Here is a 1,275-nt window from a genome sequence, read left to right as displayed (position 1 = left end):
CGGGGGGGCCGCGTCTTGGGGGGTTTTTCCCCCCCCGCGGGGGCATCCCCCCCAAACCCACCCCCTAGCGGCTCCTCCTCTCCCCGTACTCCCCCTGCTCGACAAGGAAGTTGAAGCATGCGTATCGGAATCCTCGGCCTCGGCCGTATCGGCGCCTTCCACGCCGAGACCCTCGCGGGGCTCGACGTGGTGGACTCCCTCGTCGTCACCGACCCGTTCGCGGACGCCGCCAAGGCCGCCGCGGAGCGGTTCGGCGCCGAGGTCGTGGACTCGCCGCAGGCCCTGCTGTCGGCGGGCGTGGACGGCATCGTCGTCGCCGCCGCGACCGACGCCCACCCCGCGCTGATCCTGGCCGGCGTCGAGGCGGGCATCCCCGTCTTCTGCGAGAAGCCCGTCGCCCGCACCATGAGCGAGGGCGTCCAGGTTCTCAAGGCCGTCCAGGACAAGGACGTGCCCATCCAGATCGGCTACAACCGGCGCTTCGACGCCGGGTTCGCCGCCGCACGGGACGCCGTACGAAGCGGCGAGCTGGGCGCGCTGCACACCGTGCGCTCGACCACGCTGGACCCGGCGCCGCCGCCGGCCGCGTACATCGCCGCGTCCGGCGGCATCTTCCGCGACTGCTCCGTGCACGACTTCGACATCATCCGCTGGGTGACCGGCCGTGAGGTCGGCGAGGTGTACGCGGTCGGCGGCAACAAGGGCGCCGACTACATCGCGGACGCGGGCGACGCGGACACCACCGGCGCGATCCTCACCCTGGACGACGGCACCATCGCGGTGGTCTCCAACTCGCGGCACAACGCGCGTGGTTACGACGTCCGTATGGAGATCCACGGCTTCACGGACTCCATCGCGGTCGGCCTGGAGGACAAGCTGCCGCTGCGTTCGGTGGAGCCCGGCGTGACGTTCCCGGCGGGCACCCCGCACGACTTCTTCATGGACCGCTTCACCGACGCCTACCGCGCCGAACTGACCGCGTTCACCGAGGTCGTGGCCGGCTCCCGGCCGTCCCCCTGCACGGTCGAGGACGCCCTGGAGGCGGGCTGGATCGCCGACGCGTGCACGCTGTCGCTGCGCGAGCACCGCCCGGTGACGATCGAGGAGGTGCGGCAGGGGTGACCGGTCCCGGACCCGAACCGCTGCGCATCGGCGTGCTCGGCGCTGCCCGCATCACCGAGCGCGCCCTCGTGGGTCCGGCCCGCGCGGGCGGCCCCCCCCCCGGGGGGGGGGGGCCCCCGGGCCCGGGCCCCCCCCGTGGGGTGTGCCCCCCCC

The 1,275-nt window shown here is 73.8% G+C and carries 1 protein-coding gene; it reads left to right on the top strand.

Features of this window, described 5'->3' with window-relative positions:
* Positions 1-117 precede the first annotated feature (117 nt).
* The gene (locus tag ACFV46_RS33590; protein ID WP_376728769.1) at positions 118-1,122 is read left to right on the top strand and encodes a Gfo/Idh/MocA family oxidoreductase; all 1,005 of its coding nucleotides are present in this window, start codon (positions 118-120) and stop codon (positions 1,120-1,122) included.
* The last annotated feature ends 153 nt before the right edge of the window (positions 1,123-1,275 follow it).

It is taken from the genome of Streptomyces sp. NPDC059852, assembly GCF_042731455.1.
Classification (GTDB): domain Bacteria; phylum Actinomycetota; class Actinomycetes; order Streptomycetales; family Streptomycetaceae; genus Streptomyces.
Note: the sequence above shows the minus strand (reverse complement) of the source record. Positions and strands in the feature narration are given on the sequence as shown.